General features: G+C 67.4%; 16 protein-coding genes. 10 read left to right on the top strand and 6 right to left on the bottom strand.

Annotated features, from left to right (window positions below; all coding sequences use genetic code 11):
• Positions 1 to 125 precede the first annotated feature (125 nt).
• The 3 genes from ABID41_RS02845 to ABID41_RS02835 are packed head-to-tail and all read left to right on the top strand — an operon-like array spanning position 126 to position 3293.
• Positions 126 to 2210, top strand: coding sequence for a S9 family peptidase (locus ABID41_RS02845; RefSeq protein WP_331928346.1), 2085 nt, complete (start codon positions 126 to 128; stop codon positions 2208 to 2210).
• A complete protein-coding gene (locus ABID41_RS02840; RefSeq protein WP_331928345.1) occupies positions 2180 to 2743 on the top strand; it encodes a GNAT family N-acetyltransferase in 564 nt (187 codons plus the stop codon). Before ABID41_RS02845 ends, ABID41_RS02840 begins: the two co-directional genes overlap by 31 nt.
• 46 nt (positions 2744 to 2789) lie before the next feature.
• On the top strand, positions 2790 to 3293 hold the full coding sequence (locus tag ABID41_RS02835) for a GNAT family N-acetyltransferase (protein WP_331928343.1): 504 nt from the start codon (positions 2790 to 2792) through the stop codon (positions 3291 to 3293).
• 44 nt (positions 3294 to 3337) lie between these two features.
• Here ABID41_RS02835 and ABID41_RS02830 read toward each other — a convergent pair whose 3' ends face one another.
• Positions 3338 to 3763, bottom strand: coding sequence for a VOC family protein (locus ABID41_RS02830; RefSeq protein WP_331928341.1), 426 nt, complete (start codon positions 3761 to 3763; stop codon positions 3338 to 3340).
• A gap of 4 nt (positions 3764 to 3767) precedes the next feature.
• Positions 3768 to 4217 carry a MaoC family dehydratase gene (locus ABID41_RS02825; RefSeq protein ID WP_331928339.1) on the bottom strand — a complete coding sequence of 150 codons (450 nt, stop codon included), beginning with the start codon at positions 4215 to 4217 and terminating at the stop codon, positions 3768 to 3770.
• Positions 4218 to 4320: 103 nt separating this feature from the next.
• On the opposite strand from ABID41_RS02825, the gene proS reads away from it, so the two are divergent.
• Positions 4321 to 5880 carry a proline--tRNA ligase gene (gene proS, locus ABID41_RS02820; RefSeq protein ID WP_331928337.1) on the top strand — a complete coding sequence of 520 codons (1560 nt, stop codon included), beginning with the start codon at positions 4321 to 4323 and terminating at the stop codon, positions 5878 to 5880.
• A 42-nt stretch (positions 5881 to 5922) separates the two neighbouring features.
• Here proS and ABID41_RS02815 read toward each other — a convergent pair whose 3' ends face one another.
• Positions 5923 to 7461: an acyl-CoA synthetase gene (locus ABID41_RS02815; RefSeq protein ID WP_331928335.1), complete on the bottom strand. Its 1539-nt coding sequence runs from the start codon at positions 7459 to 7461 to the stop codon at positions 5923 to 5925.
• A gap of 141 nt (positions 7462 to 7602) precedes the next feature.
• On the opposite strand from ABID41_RS02815, the gene ABID41_RS02810 reads away from it, so the two are divergent.
• The 4 genes from ABID41_RS02810 to mopJ all read left to right on the top strand — a co-directional run bounded on the left by ABID41_RS02810 (position 7603) and on the right by mopJ (position 11062).
• Positions 7603 to 8487 carry a crotonase/enoyl-CoA hydratase family protein gene (locus ABID41_RS02810; RefSeq protein ID WP_331928333.1) on the top strand — a complete coding sequence of 295 codons (885 nt, stop codon included), beginning with the start codon at positions 7603 to 7605 and terminating at the stop codon, positions 8485 to 8487.
• Between the two features lie 57 nt (positions 8488 to 8544).
• Positions 8545 to 9723 carry a DUF2336 domain-containing protein gene (locus ABID41_RS02805; protein WP_331928331.1) on the top strand — a complete coding sequence of 393 codons (1179 nt, stop codon included), beginning with the start codon at positions 8545 to 8547 and terminating at the stop codon, positions 9721 to 9723.
• Positions 9724 to 9943: 220 nt separating this feature from the next.
• Positions 9944 to 10366, top strand: coding sequence for a Ros/MucR family transcriptional regulator (locus tag ABID41_RS02800; protein ID WP_331928329.1), 423 nt, complete (start codon positions 9944 to 9946; stop codon positions 10364 to 10366).
• Between the two features lie 207 nt (positions 10367 to 10573).
• Positions 10574 to 11062, top strand: a complete 489-nt coding sequence (gene mopJ / locus ABID41_RS02795; RefSeq protein WP_331928327.1) for a motility/cell cycle regulatory protein MopJ — start codon at positions 10574 to 10576, stop codon at positions 11060 to 11062.
• A gap of 46 nt (positions 11063 to 11108) precedes the next feature.
• Here the strand turns inward: mopJ and ABID41_RS02790 are convergent, their stop codons facing one another.
• Complete coding sequence (locus ABID41_RS02790) at positions 11109 to 11534, bottom strand: SufE family protein (protein ID WP_331928325.1); 426 nt, start codon at positions 11532 to 11534, stop codon at positions 11109 to 11111.
• A gap of 46 nt (positions 11535 to 11580) precedes the next feature.
• Complete coding sequence (locus tag ABID41_RS02785) at positions 11581 to 12348, bottom strand: sensor histidine kinase (RefSeq protein WP_331928323.1); 768 nt, start codon at positions 12346 to 12348, stop codon at positions 11581 to 11583.
• A 198-nt stretch (positions 12349 to 12546) separates the two neighbouring features.
• Between ABID41_RS02785 and ABID41_RS02780 the strand changes: the two genes are divergently transcribed.
• Positions 12547 to 14013, top strand: a complete 1467-nt coding sequence (locus ABID41_RS02780) for a sensor histidine kinase (protein WP_354297144.1) — start codon at positions 12547 to 12549, stop codon at positions 14011 to 14013.
• Positions 14014 to 14022: 9 nt separating this feature from the next.
• Here the strand turns inward: ABID41_RS02780 and ABID41_RS02775 are convergent, their stop codons facing one another.
• On the bottom strand, positions 14023 to 14895 hold the full coding sequence (locus tag ABID41_RS02775; RefSeq protein WP_354297143.1) for a hypothetical protein: 873 nt from the start codon (positions 14893 to 14895) through the stop codon (positions 14023 to 14025).
• A 121-nt stretch (positions 14896 to 15016) separates the two neighbouring features.
• Between ABID41_RS02775 and ABID41_RS02770 the strand changes: the two genes are divergently transcribed.
• Positions 15017 to 15349: a DUF1491 family protein gene (locus ABID41_RS02770; protein ID WP_331933077.1), complete on the top strand. Its 333-nt coding sequence runs from the start codon at positions 15017 to 15019 to the stop codon at positions 15347 to 15349.
• Positions 15350 to 15374: the final 25 nt, after the last annotated feature.

Raw genomic sequence — 15374 nt, 5'->3', positions numbered from 1 at the left:
CCGACGCAATCCAAGACGGGGCCTATACAGGATGCGCCCAATCGCCGCGCGACCAGGCCAGGACATGGTCGTCGCAGCGTCTGCAGCCACTTGAGCCCGGCCCCAAGCCGTCGCATCTAGCAGGCATGTCAGCTCCCAAGCCGCCCGCCGCCCGCCGCGATCCGAAGGTCATCGAGCAACTCGGACGCACCCGAACAGACGACTACGCCTGGATGAAGGACGACAACTGGCGCGAGGTGCTTCGCGACCCGGCGGCCCTGCGTGCGGACGTCCGCGAACACCTGGAGGTCGAGAACGCCTACACCAAGGCCATGCTCGCCGGGACCGAGGCGCTGCAGGCCGAGTTGTTCGCGGAGATGAAGGGCCGCATCAAGGAGGACGACGCCTCGGTGCCGGCCTCCGACGGCCCATGGGACTATTACGCCCGGTATGAGATAGGCGCCGAGCATCCGGTGCACGCGCGCCGGCCGCGCGGTCGCGAGGACGACGAGCAGGTGCTGCTGGACGAGGAGGCCATGGCCAAGGGCAAGGCCTTCTTCCAAGTCGGCGCAGCCAGTCACAGTCCCGATCATGGGCTCTATGCGTGGGCGGCCGACGAACAGGGTTCGGAATACTACGCGATCCGGGTCAAGGACCTGAGCGACGGGACCATCCTCGACCACGTGATCGAGAGCGCCTACGGCTCGTTCGTCTTCTCGCCCGACAGCCAATGGATCTTCTGGATCTGGCGGGACGAGAACGCCCGTCCGTCGAAGGTCTATCGCCGGCCGGCCCGGGGCGGCGAAGACGTCCTCGTCTACGAGGAGAAGGACGAAGGCATGTTCCTCGGGGTGGGTGTCGCCTCGGACCGCAGCCACGTCCTGATCCATGTCGGAAACCAGGAAACGACCGAGGTCCTGCTGATCCCCGCGTCCGATCCCACCGCCGCGCCGGTGGTGGCCGAGGCGCGCCGCGTGGGGGTGAAGTACGACCTCGACCATTGGACCGACCGCTGGGTGATCCGCACCAACGACGACGGCGCGGTCGATTTCAAGCTCGCCCAATCGACGGCGGCGGCGCCGGCCAAGGTGTCCTGGCAGGATTTCGTCGCCCACGAGCCGGGCCGCTACATCACCGGCTTCGCCGCCTTCGCAGATCACCTGGTGCGGCTGGAGCGCGTGAACGCCTGCGACCGGATCGTGGTCATGACCCGCGCCGGCCAGAGTCACGAAATCGCCTTTGAGGAAGAGGCCTACGCGCTCTCGCTGGAGGGCGGCTACGAATACGAGACGACGACCACCCGGTTCGTCTACCAGTCGCCCACAACGCCGAGGCAGTGGTTCGACTACGACATGGAGAGCCGCGAGCGGACCCTGCGCAAGACCCAGGAAATCCCGTCGGGCCACGACGCGGACCGCTATGTCGCCCGCCGGCTCTACGCCAAGGCCGCGGACGGCGCGGAGGTTCCGATCACGGTCCTGATGCTCAAGGACACGCCGCTGGACGGTTCGGCGCCGCTGCTGCTCTACGGCTACGGCTCATACGGGCACGCCATGGAGCCGACCTTCTCCATCCGCAATCTGAGCCTGGTCGATCGAGGCTGGATCTGGGCCGTGGCCCATATCCGGGGCGGCTCGGACAAGGGCTGGGGCTGGTTCCTCGACGGCCGCCGCGAGAACAAGACCAACACCTTCACTGACTTCATCGCCTGCGCCGAGCACTTGTCGGCCAATGGCTATGGCAAGGCCGGGCGGATGGTCGCCTATGGCGGTTCGGCCGGCGGCATGCTGATGGGCGCGGTGGCGAACCTGCGGCCGGACCTGTGGTCGGGGATCATTGCCGCGGTGCCCTTCGTGGACGTGCTGAACACCATGAGCGATACGAGCCTGCCGCTCACTCCGCCCGAGTGGCCAGAGTGGGGCAATCCGCTGGAGGACGAGGCGGCCTACGACCGGATCGCCAGCTACAGCCCTTATGACCAGGTGTCGGCCAAGGCTTATCCCCCCGTGCTCGCGACGGGCGGCCTCTCGGACCCGCGGGTGACCTACTGGGAGCCGCAGAAGTGGGTCGCCAAGCTGCGGCAGTACTCGACCAGCGACTCCCCGATCCTGCTCAAGATCAATATGGAGGCCGGCCACGGCGGCGCTTCGGGACGTTTCGACTTCCTCAAGGAGATCGCCCTGGACTATGCCTTCGCCATATGGGCGCAGGAACGGGGCTGGGAAGGGTGATCATCAGGGCGTCGCGAGCGGAGGACTCCGCTGCTTTGGCGGCCATCTACGGCCATCACGTGCTGAACGGCTTCGGGACCTTCGAGGAGGTCCCGCCTGGCGCTGAGGAAATGGCGGCGCGCCGGCAGGCGGTGGTCGACCGGGGCTTGCCCCATCTGGTGGCCGAGGACGCGGGGCGGGTGCTGGGGTTCGCCTATGCGGGGCCGTTCCGGCCGCGCGCGGCCTATCGCTACACCGTCGAGGACAGCGTCTATGTGGCGCCCGATGCTATCGGCCGGGGCGTCGGCAAGGCCGTGCTGTCCGAGGTCATTCGGTCCTGCGAGGCCTTCGGGATTCGCCAGGTCGTCGCGGTGATCGGCGATTCCGCGAACGCCGGCTCGATCGGCCTGCACACCGCGCTCGGCTTCGAGCCTGCCGGCGTCGGCAAGGGATTCGGCTACAAGCTGGGCCGCTGGGTCGACATCGTCTGGATGCGCAAGAGCCTCAACGGCGGCGATACGACGGCGCCGGACGCCCTGGGGATGCAGCTCTAGCGCCCAACCCTATGGGCTTGAGCGGGGGTGTTCGGTAGCCTTGGTCATGACCACTGTTTCCAGCCCCTTGAACATCCGCAAAGCCGCGCCGGCCGACGCCGCGGCGATCTGGAGCATCATCGGCCCGACGATCCGTGCCGGCGAGACCTACGCGCTGCCTCGCGAAATGACCGAGCAGCAGGCGCTGGACTATTGGCTGGCCGACGACCGCGAGACCTTCGTGGCCGAGGCCGGCCGCGAGATACTCGGGACCTACTACATCCGCGCCAATCAACAGGGCGGCGGGCGCCATGTCTGCAACTGCGGCTACATGGCGGCGGCCTCGGCGATCGGGCGCGGAGTCGCCCGAGCCATGTGCGGGCACTCGCTGGACCGTGCGCGCAAGGCCGGGTTCCGGGCGATGCAGTTCAATCTCGTGGTCAGCACCAACGAGCGCGCGGTGCGCCTTTGGCGGGGGATGGGGTTCGAGATCGTCGGCCGGTTGCCGGGCGCATTCCAGCACCCCGCCAGAGGGTTCGTGGACGCCCTGGTGATGTATCGGACGCTCTAGGCGAAAAGGAAGCCTGTCCGGCTGCAGACGCCTGGCATGTGCGATCAGGAACCGTTCGCGCCGGCCGGCCGCGGCGAATAGACGAACTCCAGCTTCAGGCCGTCGGGATCGGCGAAGAACACCGCATAGTAGGGCGTGGCGTAGCGAGGATAGTCGGCGGGCGGGTCGAGTATCTCGGCGTCGATGTCCAGCAGCAGGGCGTAGAGGGCGTCGACGTCTTCGCGGCTATCGGCGGTCCAGGCGACATGATGCAGGCCGGGGCCATAGCGGTCATGGTCCGGGGCGCCCGCTCGCGCCCGCATGACGCCGATGGAGCAGAAGCCGGCCGGTGTGCGGAGATCGAAATCGAAACCCCGCTCGCCCTCGGCCGACAGTTCGTAACCCAGGAAGCCCAGGACCTTCGCGTAGAAGTCGCGCGAGGCCTGGGGGTCCCTGACGGTCAGATCCAGATGATGGATCGACCCGCGCACGGCGTCAGGCGCCGTAGACGACCGAAATGGTCTCGGCGATGCAGGCCGGCTTGGCCTCGCCCTCGATCTCGATGGTGCACTCGTTCTTGATCTGCATGCCGCCGGCCTTGGGCTCGGCGCCGATCAACTTCTGGCGCATGCGCACGCGCTTGCCGACGCGGACCATGTTGATGAAGCGCACCTTGTCGGAGCCGTAGTTGATGCCGCGGGTCACGCCCTTGATCGGCAGCATGCCGGCGCCCAGGAACGGGATCAGCGAGAGGGTCAGATAACCGTGGGCGATCGGGCCGCCCATTTCCCTCGTGGCGCGCTCCACGTCGACATGGATCCACTGATGGTCGCCGGTGGCTTCGGCGAACTTATTGACGCGGTCCTGGGTGATTTCGACCCAATCCGACACGCCCACTTCCTGGCCCACGAGGCCGGGCAGGTCCTTGAACTCCACCGGGTTCATTGCTTGCTCCCAAATCGATTGAAACAGATGTTCGAGGTCTAGCATCAGTCTGGGCGCTCGCAACGCCTTTACGCCGCCGCCAGGGACATTAAAGGAGCGCCTTATGCAACGAGCTCTCAGCGTCAGCCGGATGACCGGCAACAAGTCGACTTTCCCCGACTGGTACCAGGCGATCGTCCGCGAGGCGGACATGGCCGAGGTCAGCCCGGTTCGCGGCTCCATGATCATCAAGCCGTGGGGCTACGGGGTCTGGGAACGGATCCAGCAGACCATGGACCGCCGCATCAAGGAGATGGGCGTCGAGAACTGCTACTTCCCGCTGTTCATCCCGCTTGGCTTCTTCGCCAAGGAGGCCGAGCACGTGGACGGCTTCGCCAAGGAAATGGCGGTGGTCACCCACCATCGGCTGAAGAGCATCGACGGCAAGCTGCAGCCGGATCCCGACGCCAAGCTGGAAGAGCCGCTGATCGTCCGCCCGACCTCGGAGACGATCATCGGCGACGCCTTCTCGCGCTGGATCAAGAGCTATCGGGACCTGCCGCTGAAGATCAACCAGTGGGCCAACGTGGTCCGCTGGGAGATGCGCACGCGCCTTTTCCTACGGACCTCCGAGTTCCTCTGGCAGGAAGGCCATACGGCGCACTCGACCCGTGAAGATGCGCTCGCCTCGACCCTGCAGGCGCTGGAGATGTACCGGGAGTTCTCCGAGAACGTCCTGGCCATGCCCGTCATAGCCGGCGAGAAGCCGGAGAACGAACGGTTCCCGGGCGCGGACAACACCTTCTCGATCGAGGCCATGATGCAGGACGGCAAGGCCCTGCAGGCCGGCACCTCGCATTATCTCGGCGTCAGCTTCGCGCGGGCCCAGAACATTCGCTTCCAGAGCGACAGCGGCGAGATGGAGTTCTGCCACACCTCGAGCTGGGGCACCTCCACCCGCATGATCGGCGGCGTGATCATGACCCACGGCGACGACGATGGCCTGCGCCTGCCGCCGGCTATCGCTCCGCGCCAGATCGTGGTCGTTCCGATGTTGCGCGGGAAGGAAGAGGACGCCCAGGTGCTGGCCTATGCGCAGGCCCTGGTGAAGGACCTGCACGGCCAGGTCGCCCTCGGCGAACCGATCCGCGCCCTGCTGGACAGCCGCGACCAGAAGTCGGCGGACAAGCGCTGGAACTGGGTGCGCCGCGGCGCGCCGATCATCATCGAACTGGGCCCGCGCGATGCGGGGAACGGCCAGGTGAGCTTCATGCGCCGCGACCAGCTTCGCGACGGTGACAAGGTCCGCAGCCAGGCGCTGGGGCGCGACGAGTTCGTCGCCCATGCGCCGGCCCTGCTGGCGGAAATCCAGCAGGCGCTCTACGACGAGGCCAAGGCGCGTCTGGTAGCGAACATCCGCACAGACCTCACCAGCTTCGATCAGGTGGCCGAGTATTTCGGCGCGGTCTCCGACGACGAGGAAGAGACCGCGGCCTTCAAGGGCTGGGTGCGTGCGCCCTGGTCGCGTCCCACCGGCGCGGCCCTGGACGAGATCGAGCAGAAGCTGAAGGCCTACAAGCTGACCCTGCGCAACGCGCCGGCCGACCAGCCTTCGAGCTTCGGCGCCTGCATCTTCAGCGGCGCGCCGGGCGTCGAGGAAATCCTTATCGGCCGGGCTTACTAGGCCGGAAACAGATGCTCCCCTTTCGGGGGAGCATCTGTCGCCCTAGACGATTCGCGAGCCTTCCTTGCCCCAATAGGCGTCGCGGATGAGGCGCTTGTAGAGCTTGCCCGTGGGGTGGCGCGGCAGTTCCTCCATGAAGTCGATGGCCCGGGGCGACTTCACGTGGCTGAGGTTGGCGCGACAGAAAGCGGCGAGTTCCGCCTTTAGATCCTCCCCGGCTGCGCCCCATTCCATGGGCTGGATGACCGCGACGACCTTTTCGCCCATCTCCTCGTCCGGCGCGCCGACGACGGCCGCGTCGGCGACCTTCGGATGGGTGACGAGCAGATTCTCGATCTCCTGCGGATAGATGTTCACGCCGCCAGAGATGATCATGAAGCTCTTGCGGTCGGTGAGGTAGAGGTAGCCCTCTTCATCGACCCAGCCCACGTCGCCCAAGGTGGTCCAGCCGTTCTTGTGGGTGTTCTCGGCGATCTTCTCGGGCGCATTGTGATAGGTCAGCGGCGCGCCGCCGCCGAAATAGACCACGCCCTCGGTGCGGGGCGGGACCTCTTCGCCGTCCTCGCCGACGATGTGAAGCTCGCCGGTGGTCGCCTTGCCCACCGAGCCCTTGTGGGTCAGCCAGTCCTGTGGGCCGATGTAGCAGAAGCCGTTGCCTTCGCTGCCGGCGTAGTACTCCTGGATCACCGGCCCCCACCATTCGATCATCTGTTCCTTGACCGGGATCGGGCAGGGCGCGGCGGCGTGGACGGCCGAGCGGATGGAGGAGACGTCGTACTTTGCGCGGACCTCCGGCGGCAGCTTGAGCATCCGGATAAAGTGTGTCGGGACGAACTGGCCGACGTCGATCTTGTACTTCTCGATCAGGGCCAGCGCCTGCTCCGGATCGAACTTCTCCATGACGACCACGGTCGCGCCGAGGCGCTGGACGCTCATGCACCAGCGCAGCGGAGCGGCGTGATAGAGCGGGGCCGGTGAGATGTAGACGCTGTCGGGACGGAAGCCGAACAGTCCCTGGGCCATCATCGCCAGCGGGTTGGGGGCGTCGATCGGCGCGCCGGTCAGCGGCGGCTTGATGCCCTTAGGGCGGCCGGTGGTGCCCGAGGAGTAGAGCATGTCCGTGCCGGCGCTCTCGTCGGCGATCGGGGTCTTGGGCTGGGCGTGGCGGGCGGCCTCATAGCTCTCGTAGGGCGCGTGGGCCTGGCCGACCATGAATAGCTTCACGCACGGCAGCAGTGGCGGCAGTTCGTCCACGACCGGCCCGATCCCGGCCGAGGTGATCAGCGCCTTCGCCTCGCAGTCCTTCATGATGTAGTCGATCTCGCCGGCGGTCAGCTTGGACGAGATGCAGGCGTAGTAGAGGCCCGCGCGCTGTGCGGCCCAGGCGATCTCAAAGAAGCGCGGGTGGTTTTCCATCAGAATGGCGATGACGTCGCCGGTCTTCAGCCCCAGGGACCGGAAGAGCTGAGCGCCCTGATTGGACCGCTCGTCGAGCTCCTTGTAGGTCACCATCTCGCCGGAGCCGGCCATGATGTAGGCCGCCCGCTCGGGGTGAGTCTGCGCGTGGTTCTTCGGATGCATCTAGGCTCCTTCGGACGGCCTCCACGCACGCCTGGACGTGTCGGCCTTCCTCCCTGGTTATCGTTGTTAAGGTGAGTGTGGGGCCCTTGACGGACCGTCCGTCAAGCGGGGCCGATTAGCTTCCAAGCAAGGGAGGACGACATGGCCGATCGACGCTTCGAGACCCTCAAGTACGAGGTCGATGAGGGGGTGGCGACGATCACCCTGAACCGACCTGAAAAGCTCAACGCCTTCAATATGCGGATGATGAAGGACCTGCTCGCGGCCTTCGACGCGACCGATGCGGACGACGCGGTGAAGGCTGTGATCGTCACCGGAGCAGGGAGGGGGTTCTGCGCCGGCGCCGATCTCTCTTCGGGCGCCGAGACCTTCAACTACGACCTCCAGGGGGCAGACGCGATGGCCGCACGCCAGCCGGACGGGGTCCAGCGCGATGGCGGCGGGCTGGTTTCGCTGCGGATCTTCGACAGCCTCAAGCCGGTGATCGCCGCCGTGAACGGGCCTGCGGTCGGGGTCGGGGTGACCATGCAGTTGCCGATGGATATCCGCCTGGCCTCCACCGAGGCGCGGTTCGGCCTGGTCTTCGCCCGGCGCGGGCTCAATCCGGAAGCGGCGTCCTCCTGGTTTCTCCCGCGGCTAGTCGGTCCGCAGACGGCGCTCGAGTGGTGCTACACCGGGCGGGTGTTCTCCGCCCAGGAAGCGCATGAGCGGGGGCTGGTGCGTTCGCTGCACGCGCCGGATGAGCTGCTGCCGGCGGCCAGCGCCCTGGCGCGGGAGATCGCCGAGAACACCGCGCCGGTCTCCATCGCCATCACCCGCCAATTGATCTGGCGCATGGCCGGGGCCTCGCATCCGATGGAGGCGCACCGGGCTGACAGCCGCGGCATCCAGGTCCGCGGCAAGATGGCCGACGCGCGCGAAGGGGTGACGTCGTTCCTCGAAAAGCGGCCGCCCGCCTTTCCTGACAGGGTGTCCACTGACCTGCCGGACATCTGGGAACACTGGAGCGCCCCAAGCTTCAAGTGAACCCCCGGTTAAGGGCGGTATGGTTGCCTGATCGGCAGGTTTTCTGCCGGACCCGTCATGAAACTGCCGTCGCCTGAGCTCGAAGCGTCGTCGTCGCGGACCCGTACGGCGCTTCTCAAACGCCTGGCCGACGTGGTCAGCCTGCCCGGATCGCGGATCAACGCCTTCGAGCGGGCGATGACTGCTGACCTGCTGGTGGACATGCTGCGCGAGGCCGCGCCGGCCGAGCGCCGCAAGGTCGCTCATCGCCTCGCCGGCCTGTCGGAAATCCCCGCGACGCTCGTGCGCTTGCTGCTGCGGGACGAGGTGGAGGTCGCCGAGGAACTGCTGGTCAATGCGAAGTCGCTCTCCGACGCTGACCTTCTCGACTGCGCGCGGATGGGGCGTCTGGAGCATCGCCGCCTGATCGCTCTTCGGCGCGAGGTCAGCGAGGTCGTGTCCGATGGGCTGATCGAGGCCGGCGAGGTGCTGGTGCTCGAATGCCTGCTGCGGAACGAGGGCGCGCGGTTCTCCAACGCCGGGGTCGAGGCGGTGGTGGCCATCGGCCGCGGCGACGCCCGCCTGACCCGCGAGCTGTTGCGTCGCCGGGAACTGCGGCCGGCGCACGCCTACGTGCTGTTCTGGTGGGCGGACGCCGACGCGCGGGTCCTGATCCTTCAGCGGTTCGGCGTGTCCCGGGACATCCTGCGCGAGGCGACCAGCGACATCTTTGCGATCGCAACGGAGGAGGGGCAGATCGACGAGCTGTCGGCCCGCGCCCTCGGCTTCATCGACCCGCGCCAGCGGCGACGGGACGGCCTCGACGGTCGGCCGAGCCTGGAAGCGGTGGTCGAGGCGGCGCGCGGCGGCCTCACCTCTGAGGTCATCGAGGAGATAGCCTATCTGTCGGCGGTGAAGGTCAGCACGGCGGCCAAGGTGTTCGCCGATCCGGGGGCGGAACCGGCGGGCATTCTCTGCAAGGCGGTGGGACTTCCGAAAAAGGCGCTGCGTACGCTCTGGGAAGGTCTCGGCCGGGGGGCCGACGAGCGCGGACTGGAGCAGGGGCTCGTCGCCTACGACGTGGTCTCGGTCGATCGCGCCCAGACCATGCTGCGCTATTGGGATTGGTCAATGACGTCATCGTTGACGCCGGCGCTGCTGCGCGCAATTGGCGAGCTCGGCGATGACGTAAGAGAAGAATACTCAGTGGCGAAAAACACGCCTAACGGCGCGTTTACCAAGGCATTTGGCGGCTAATCATTGGCTTCGGGCGCGCCTTTCGGCGCTGCAATATTCGCAGCATACGCAACCCCGTCGTGCGTCGAGCGCAAAGACTTGGCCGTCCCACTAGTGTTTGAAGAAGAGTCTCTATTCGATGCTTGTGCATCAATTGCGATCCAGATATTAACGCCGTCACTGGTGTTGTGAATCAGTCATCCCCCAGCTAGGCGCGATCGCGCTCACGGAACCGAGAAATATGGACGAGAAATCGGAAGTCATTGAGATGACGGCGGATATTGTTTCCGCGTATGTCGGGAACAATTCGGTCGCGGCGGCCGATCTCCCCAACCTGATCCAGAGCGTCCATCGCGCCCTGGCCGGTATTTCCACCGGTTCCGACGTTCAAGAGGCTGCGCCGAAGGAACCTGCCGTTCCCGTTCGCCGCTCGATCACTCCGGACTATCTTGTTTGTCTGGAAGATGGCCGCAAGTTCAAGTCGCTGAAGCGGCACCTGCGCACCAAGTACAATATGAGCCCCGAGGAATACCGCGCGAAGTGGGGTCTTCCGAAGGATTACCCGATGGTCGCGCCGAACTACGCCAAGGCGCGCTCGGACCTGGCCAAGCAGATGGGCCTGGGCCAAGGCGGCCGCCAGGCGCCCCGCAAGCGCGCCAAGTAAGATCCATCGGCCTCCAGGCTGACGAGACGCCCGCCCTCACCGGCGGGCGTTTTTGTTTTCGGCGACGCCGTGGCGCCCGGCGTGGCCCGTTCGCCACGTTTCGGCCTGATTTCTTGACGGCGGTTAGGGATTTCGCTTGCCCGAGAATCACCCTCTGGGCGATAAGTGATTCGTCGTGATTCCAAGGGGTTGTTAAGGAATCTGAATATGGCCGCACAAATGGGAGCATCGGCGGCGGCCGCGCGGGCGCACGAGGAGCTGTACGCCTATTGGGCGCAGCTTCGGCGGAGAGGGCGCTTGCCTGGGCGGGAAGACATCCGGCCCGCCGATTTCAAGCGCCTCCTGCCCACGATCAGCCTGATCGAAGTCGACCGCGAGCCGCTGGACTTCCGGCTGCGGCTGGCAGGCACCGGCCTCTACAGCGTCTATGGCCGCGAGATCACCGGTCGCCGGCTCTCCGAGGTCTACAATTCCGCGGCCACCGATTACTGGCGCCGCGAGCTGGGCTCGCTAGTGGAAAGCCGCCGTCCATCGGTAGGGGTGCACAGCCTCGCCTGGCGCGGCGCGGCCCATATCTCGATCCTCTGGCTCCGCCTGCCGCTGGCCTCCAACGGCACGGACGTCGACATGATTCTCGGCTACGACGCCGTGGTCGGCGTCCAGGGCGACACCGCCAGCGGGATCCGCGCGGCTTAGGGGTTCCAGGAAATCTGGCCCCCCTTCATGATGAGGGAGGGCGAGCCTAAACCGACGCCAGGGCCTCGGCGTCGCGGCGGATGCGGGCGGCCATGGAGGCCAGGCCGTTGGACCTTTGCGCGGAGAGGTGGCCGCTAAGGCCGAGGCGATCGAAGGCGGCCTTGGGGTCGAGTGCGAGGATGGCGTCGGGCTTTTCGCCGGAATACAGGCGCAACAGCACCGCGATCAGGCCCCGCACGAGGTGCGCGTCCGAATCTCCGCGGAACACGATGGAGCCGTCGGGCTGAGGTTCGGTCACCAGCCAGACCTGGCTGGCGCAGCCGCGGACCTTGTTGGCCTCGTTGCGCTCGGCGTCGGTGAGGGGTGCGAGGTCGCGGCCGAGGTCGATCACGTAGCGGTAGCGATCTTCCCAGTCGTCCAGGAAGTCGAACTCCTCAGCGAGTTCATCCAGTCTTTGATCGATCTTGCTCATGTACGTTGGCGACTTAGGCGCCCCGGGCGTTCGGCGCAACGGGTCTTCAGGCCGCGGGCAGCCGGACTTGCGCGGTCATGCCCTCTCCCGGCGACGAAATCAGGCGCAGGCGCCCGCCCATGGCGGTGCAGAGGAGCTCCACGATGGGAAGCCCAAGGCCGGCGCCTTCGCTATGGCGGGTGAGCGCGTTCTCGCCCTGCTCGAAGGGGCGCAACAGCCGCGGGATCTCGTGCGGATCCACGCCGGCGCCCTGGTCGATGATCGACACGGCGACATGGTGGCCCTTGGCGACGGCGCGCACGCGGACGATTCCCCGATCGGGGCTGAAGGTTACAGCGTTCTGCAACAGGTTGGTCAGGACGCTGCGCAAGGCGCGGGCGTCGGCGCGCACATTGGGCAACTGGCCCTGGCCTTCGATCACCACTGAGACGCCGCGCAGGGCGAACTCGTCCTTCAGGTTGTCCAGCACGTCATCCAGGGCGTGGTCGAGGGACTCCTGGCGAAGGTCGAGATCCATGGCGCCGCCTTCCAGGCGAGCGATCTCGAGGACCTGGTTCACCAGTTTCAGCAACCGCGCGCCGCTGGTGCGGATGATGTCGGCGTATTCCTTGTACTGCGGCGCGCCCAGCGGCCCGTAGAGCTCCGAGGCCAGGATCTCCGAGAAGCCGAGGATCGAGTTGAGCGGCGTGCGCAACTCGTGGCTGACCATGCGCAGGAAGGACCGGCGAGCGTCATCCTGCGCAAGCCGCCGGCGCGCGCTGTCGCGGTCTGGCTCTGCCCCGCTACGGGGGGAGGTGGGCGCCGCCTGGGCCATGGAACGCAAAGAGCCTCGCGGTCTGTCCTGGCGATGAGGCTAGAGCCCCGCCGCTTACGATTTCGTTGCGATGAACAAGATGTCGCCATCGACTCACCCAACTTGGGTCGCTCGGTGCGCGAGCGGCCTCGCGGGGACTCACTTGCGTCGCTAGTGTCCGGATCGGAAAAGGTTAATCACCGAGGATCAGCACCGCTCGTGATCGAGAACATGCCAGCCAGGAGCCTGTCGGCGGCCAAGCCGTCCGGCCTGGGACCGGTGCTGGCGATCGCCGGGCTGGCCGTGGCCGCGGCTCTGCTTGTCGTGATCACCGGCGGCGTGCTCGGCCCGCTCGGGCCCTGGTGCCTGACGCCGCTGGCCCTGGCGGCGGCCATGGGGCGTGGCGAGCGCCTCGCGCTCGGCGCCGCCGCATCGCTCACCGCCGTGGGCGTGGCCGCGCTGGGCGGCCTCACTTTCCGGGGCGTCTCGTTCGAGCCTGCTGTCGATGCGGTGCTGTCCGGTTTCGCCTTGGCCTCGGCGATCATCGCCCTGGCGGCAGGGCTGGTGGTGCTTCAGCGGAACCTGGCGCGCGAGGACCAGCGCCGGCGGCTGGAGCTGGCCCGGGCGAGCTTCGCCCTCGACCAGCAGCCTCACCTGCTGATGGCGCTCGACGCCGCAGGACGGATCAGCGCCGCCTGGGGCGTCGAGCCGCGCGGCGCCGTCGGCTATCTGGCCGGGCGTCGCCTGCTGGCCGATCTGGTGGCCGACGTCGACCGCGAGCGCCTCGCCGGCGCCATCGGCGAGGCCCTGGCCCACGGCTCGGCCGAGGTCGGCTTCGCGCCCGCCGTCGAACCCGAGGTCTGGCTGGAGCTTTCCCTGAGGCAGGTCGGGTCGGGGCGGCTGATGGGCTCGCTGCGCGACGCCACGGAGGCCCGGCGGCGCGAGGCCGCCCTGGAGGCCGCGCGCGCCGAGGCAGAGGCGCAGAACACCGGCAAGTCGCGCTTCCTGGCCAATATGAGCCACGAGCTGCGCACGCCCCTGAACGCGATCATGGGCTTTTCCGACATCATGCGGCAGCGATTGTTCGGGCCGCTGTCGGACCGCTACGCCGAATATGCCGACCTGGTGCATGAGGCCGGCGATCACCTGCTGGACCTGATCAACGACGTGCTCGACATGTCGAAGATCGAGGCCGAGCGCTACGAGCTGGCGCGCGAGACCTTCGACGCCCGCGACGGGGTGTCGGGTGTGCTGCGGCTGATGCGGGGCCAGGCCGAGCGGGCGGGCGTGCAACTGCGCGGGCTGCTGCCCAACGATCCGCTGGAAATCCTCGCCGACCGGCGCGCGCTCAAGCAGATCGCCCTGAACCTGGTTTCAAACGCCCTGAAGTTCACGCCGCGCGGCGGGGCGGTCACTGTCGCCCTGCGCGGAGACGACGATGTGCTGGAGCTGGTGGTGGCCGACACCGGCGTCGGGATCGGGGCCGAGGACCTGCAGCGCCTTGGTCGGCCCTACGAGCAGGCCGGCGGCGCGGCTCAGAAGGCGGCCGGCGTGGGGTTGGGGCTGTCGCTGGTCCGTTCCTTCTCGCGGCTCCACGGCGGCGAGATGATCATCGAGAGCCAGCTCGGGGAGGGCACCACCGTGACGGTGCGTCTGCCGGTTATAGAGCCGTCTTCCGTCGCTTAGCGTGGCGGCCTAGCGAGCGGCGACCTGCAGGAAGGCGCGGCCGGCCGCGAAATCGCCGACCTCCACATAGGCGCGGCGAATGGTGTCGCGGCCTGGTCCCGAGAACAGGAATTCGACGGCCACCGCCTCGCGCGGGTCGAGTTCGGCGAGCGCCTTGGCCGCCTCATTGGGGAAGCGGAAGGCCCAGCCCGACTTCGAACCGGCGGGGAGCAGGTCGGCGCCGGCCGTGCTGCGGGCCTCCGCCGAATAAACGATCTGCCCGCTGGCCGGCGGCAGGCGCCTGGACAACGGAAGGGTGCTGATCGACTGGCCGCGCATGTCGAGATGGGGCCCAAGGGTCGTATCTGCGTCGCGCAAAACCAGCCGAGCGGCGAAGGGCGCGCGGCCGTCCCGGAAGACGGCGATGGCCAGCAGGTTGGCTGCGCCGTCGCGGCCGGCAAGCCCGAAGATCATGCGATCGGCGCCGAAGCTGGCCGACTGCTGCAGCCGCCATCGCATCGCCGTGCTCCCGGTTCGGTCGGCCCGCCACTCAGAGATTTCTCCAGGATAGCTCATGCGGCTGAGCTGGGCGTAGGCCTCGTAGGCGCTGCGCACGCGCGATGCGGCCACGGCAAGGTCCGCCGATGCGCACGGCGTCGACGCCGCCTTGGCGGTTGCACGCCGCTCGACGCTGGCCAGGACGGCCTTGCTGGCGCCGGCCCGCAGCGCCGCCCCCTGGGCCTGCATGCGCCCGGCCGCCAGGGCCGCGCTGACCGCAGGTTCGAACAGGCCGCACCTCTGGTCGGCGGCGGCCATCACCGTGCGCTCGTAGAAGAGGTCCGCGGCTCCCGCCGCCGAAACACCAGGCGCAGCAAGGACGCACCCCGCCGCAGCTAACCCCATCCATCCACACACGACGGGCCGCGCGTTTCTGCGCGTACTCGTCATGCCTTTTGTTTTTCTCGTATAGGTTGGCGGCTAACCTAAGAAATTAGCGTTTTCGTTCGATTATCGAGACTGGTTAATGCTGCTTTCCACGGACATCTGGGTCGCCGCGCTGATCCGCCGGGTCGAACTCGGCGGCGGCTTTGCGGTGGTGGGGCGCAAGGGCGACGCGCGGGCCGGCAGCGTGCTGGTGAAGGTGCTCAATCGCAGCGACGGCACCGCCCGGCTCTATGCCGAGGCGACCCAGGGCGACGGCGAGCGGATCTGGATGCGCCCGGCGCTCTCGGACCAGGAGCCCGACCTGGACCGCTATATCGAGCGCGCCGTGCGGATCGATCCGGACATATGGGTCGTCGAGATCGAAGACCGCGAAGGGCGGCATTTCCTGACCGAGCCGGTGGAGCAGGGTTAGGGCGGAACTGGCCTGGTCGGATGGG

This window comes from Phenylobacterium koreense (assembly GCF_040545335.1).
In the GTDB taxonomy this organism is placed as follows: domain Bacteria; phylum Pseudomonadota; class Alphaproteobacteria; order Caulobacterales; family Caulobacteraceae; genus Phenylobacterium; species Phenylobacterium koreense.
The sequence above is the reverse complement of the archived record's forward strand: the minus strand, read 5'-3'. Positions and strand labels throughout refer to the sequence as shown.

Excerpts from the sequence above, each read along its gene's own strand:
- ABID41_RS02840 (WP_331928345.1), top strand. The coding sequence starts at position 2,180 with ATGGGCGCAGGAACGGGGCTGGGAAGGGTGATCATCAGGGCGTCGCGA.
- ABID41_RS02800 (WP_331928329.1), top strand. The coding sequence starts at position 9,944 with ATGGACGAGAAATCGGAAGTCATTGAGATGACGGCGGATATTGTTTCC.
- ABID41_RS02810 (WP_331928333.1), top strand. The coding sequence starts at position 7,603 with ATGGCCGATCGACGCTTCGAGACCCTCAAGTACGAGGTCGATGAGGGG.
- proS (WP_331928337.1), top strand. The coding sequence starts at position 4,321 with ATGCAACGAGCTCTCAGCGTCAGCCGGATGACCGGCAACAAGTCGACT.
- ABID41_RS02805 (WP_331928331.1), top strand. The coding sequence starts at position 8,545 with ATGAAACTGCCGTCGCCTGAGCTCGAAGCGTCGTCGTCGCGGACCCGT.
- ABID41_RS02785 (WP_331928323.1), bottom strand. The coding sequence starts at position 12,348 with ATGGCCCAGGCGGCGCCCACCTCCCCCCGTAGCGGGGCAGAGCCAGAC.
- ABID41_RS02825 (WP_331928339.1), bottom strand. The coding sequence starts at position 4,217 with ATGAACCCGGTGGAGTTCAAGGACCTGCCCGGCCTCGTGGGCCAGGAA.
- ABID41_RS02790 (WP_331928325.1), bottom strand. The coding sequence starts at position 11,534 with ATGAGCAAGATCGATCAAAGACTGGATGAACTCGCTGAGGAGTTCGAC.
- ABID41_RS02775 (WP_354297143.1), bottom strand. The coding sequence starts at position 14,895 with ATGGGGTTAGCTGCGGCGGGGTGCGTCCTTGCTGCGCCTGGTGTTTCG.
- ABID41_RS02815 (WP_331928335.1), bottom strand. The coding sequence starts at position 7,461 with ATGCATCCGAAGAACCACGCGCAGACTCACCCCGAGCGGGCGGCCTAC.
- ABID41_RS02835 (WP_331928343.1), top strand. The coding sequence starts at position 2,790 with ATGACCACTGTTTCCAGCCCCTTGAACATCCGCAAAGCCGCGCCGGCC.
- mopJ (WP_331928327.1), top strand. The coding sequence starts at position 10,574 with ATGGCCGCACAAATGGGAGCATCGGCGGCGGCCGCGCGGGCGCACGAG.
- ABID41_RS02845 (WP_331928346.1), top strand. The coding sequence starts at position 126 with ATGTCAGCTCCCAAGCCGCCCGCCGCCCGCCGCGATCCGAAGGTCATC.
- ABID41_RS02770 (WP_331933077.1), top strand. The coding sequence starts at position 15,017 with ATGCTGCTTTCCACGGACATCTGGGTCGCCGCGCTGATCCGCCGGGTC.